At 70.5% G+C, this 2,357-nt stretch carries 2 protein-coding genes; one reads left to right on the forward strand and one right to left on the reverse strand.

Features of this window, described 5'->3' with window-relative positions; genetic code table 11:
* Positions 1-44 precede the first annotated feature (44 nt).
* Positions 45-1,499, reverse strand: coding sequence for a KamA family radical SAM protein (locus tag EKO23_RS24585; protein WP_134721202.1), 1,455 nt, complete (start codon positions 1,497-1,499; stop codon positions 45-47).
* A gap of 235 nt (positions 1,500-1,734) precedes the next feature.
* On the opposite strand from EKO23_RS24585, the gene kdd reads away from it, so the two are divergent.
* On the forward strand, positions 1,735-2,357 hold a 623-nt coding region (gene kdd, locus EKO23_RS24590; protein WP_484213841.1), incomplete at its 3' end, for an L-erythro-3,5-diaminohexanoate dehydrogenase.

Genomic DNA, 2,357 nt, shown 5'->3' on the forward strand with positions numbered 1-2,357 from the left:
CAGGATTCCCCGGTCAACCGGGGAATCCTGCCGCCCGCAGCCCCTCAGTACGCCTGCAGAGCGGCGGTACGCCGGGACGCCTCGGCGGCCTCGGCGGCGTTCAGGGCCGCCTCGTCGAGGTCGGCGTGCTCGGCCCACCACGACTGGCCCTCGGCGGGCAGGGTGTGGATCGGGTCGTAGTAGTGGTAGGTCCGGTCGAGGGCCTCGACGTCGCTGGCCTCGATCGAGGTGCGGTAGTTCTTGGTCCAGCCGGAGATGCCGCGGACGGTGTCGTAGTCGGCGTTCTGGTGCACCCAGCGCTTGCCGACGAAGGGGACGTCGCACACGATGCGCGGTGTCGCGAAGCCGGGCAGGTAGCCCATGATGTGGTGCTGCAGCCGCTGCGCGTCGGCGAGCGAGACCCGCCAGTGCTCCGAGAACGGGATCATGTCGCACATGTAGAAGTAGTAGGGCATGATCTGCGCGCCATCGAGCAGCCGGAAGCACAGGTCGAGCAGGGCCTGCGGGTCGGCGTTGACGCCGTTGAGCAGCACGCCCTGGTTGCGCACGTCGCGCACGCCGGCCTCGAGCATCGCCTTCGACGCCTCCGCCACGATCGGGGTGATCGAGTTCGCGTGGTTGGCGTGGGTGTGGATCGCCAGGGAGACGCCGCGGTCGCGCGCGACGCGGGAGACCCGCTCGACGCCGGTGCGGACGTCGTCCTGCAGCCAGTGCTGCGGCAGGCCGATCAGTGCCTTGGTGGCCAGGCGGATGTCGCGGATGTTCTCGATCTCGAGCAGCTCGGTGAGGAACACCTCGAGCCGCGGCCACGGCATGTTGGCCACGTCGCCGCCGGAGACCACGACGTCGCGCACCGACGGGGTCGTGCGCAGGTAGTCGAGCATGGCGCCGAGCCGGTCGTTGGGCTTGCCCACGAACTTCAGCTTGTCGATGACCGAGGTCGAGTTGCCGACGAGGTCCATGCGGGTGCAGTGGCCGCAGTACTGCGGGCAGGTCGGCAGCAGCTCGGCGAGCACCTTGGTGGGGTAGCGGTGGGTGAGACCCTCGGCGACCCACATGTCGTGCTCGTGCAGCGAGTCGCGGGTGGCGTGCGGGTGCGAGGGCCAGTCGGTACGGCGGTCGGAGAACACCGGGATCATGTAGTGCCGGACCGGGTCGGCGTAGAGCGCCTCGGTCAGCGAGCCGGGGCCGGCGGGCACCTCGTGCGGGACCATCGTGTTCATCATCTGCGGCGGCACCAGCATCGACATGGTGGCCCGTTCGTTCTGATCGCGCTCGAGGTCGGCGTAGAACCGCTCGTCGACCAGGTCGCCGAGCAGCTCGCGCAGCTGCTTGAGGTTCTTGACGCAGTGCGCGCGCTGCCACTGCACGGACGCCCACTCCTCGGCGGTCACGTCCTTCCAGCCCGGGAACCGGGTCCAGTCGGGCTCGACGAGCTCGACCTGCTGGTAGGGATACGGCTGTCCGGTCTCGAGGCCGATCGCGGTCTCGATGCTCATCGGGGCCCCCGCGTCATTGTCCGTCGGGGGAGCGGAGCGGGGGAGACGGAGAATGTCGTCGGGTGAGTCATCGGGCAACTCCTGGGGATGCGGGTACGTCGGTGCAGGGCAAGCGGCGCGTCAGTTGTGTGACGCGCGGCTCCTCTGCCAGAGTAGGAGAAGAACGTCCGGTGAGTCCAATACCGCGCCGGAAGATTTCTCGCACCAGCCCCCGAATCATGGAGGACAGTCGGTCATGCCGGCCCCACAGACGACCGTGACCAGCGATCCCACCGGCCTGCACCGGGTGCTCGACGAGCGCGTGACCCTGCCGCAGGCGGCGCAGCGCCTCGACACCCGGCGCGAGCTCTGGCCCGACGAGGTGCGGATCCGGGTCGAGCGGCTCAACCTCGACGCCGCCTCGTTCCGCCAGCTCGAGCGCAAGCACGGGGGAGACGGCGACGCCGTCCGCGCCGAGGTTCTCGAGATCGTCGCGACCCGCGGCAAGATGCAGAACCCCGAGACCGGCTCCGGCGGCATGCTGATCGGCACCGTCGAGGAGATCGGGCCCGAGTCGCCCCTCGGCCTGGCCGTCGGCGACCGGGTGGCGACGCTGGTCTCGCTGACCCTCACCCCGCTGGTGATCGAGGACGGCCTGGCCGGCTGGGACGGCCACGGCGAGCAGGTCCCGGCCGACGGCTACGCGATCCTGTTCGGCCGCTCCATCGCCGCCGTCCTGCCCGACGACCTGCCGCGCGACCTCGCCCTGGCCGTGATGGACGTCTGCGGCGCCCCGGCGCTGACGCATCGCGTGGTGGCCGACCACGTGGCGCGCGGTGGTGCCGAGGCGCTCGCTGGCGCTCGCTCCTCGACCACCGG

It is taken from the genome of Nocardioides guangzhouensis, from assembly GCF_004519545.1.
Lineage (GTDB): Bacteria > Actinomycetota > Actinomycetes > Propionibacteriales > Nocardioidaceae > Nocardioides > Nocardioides guangzhouensis.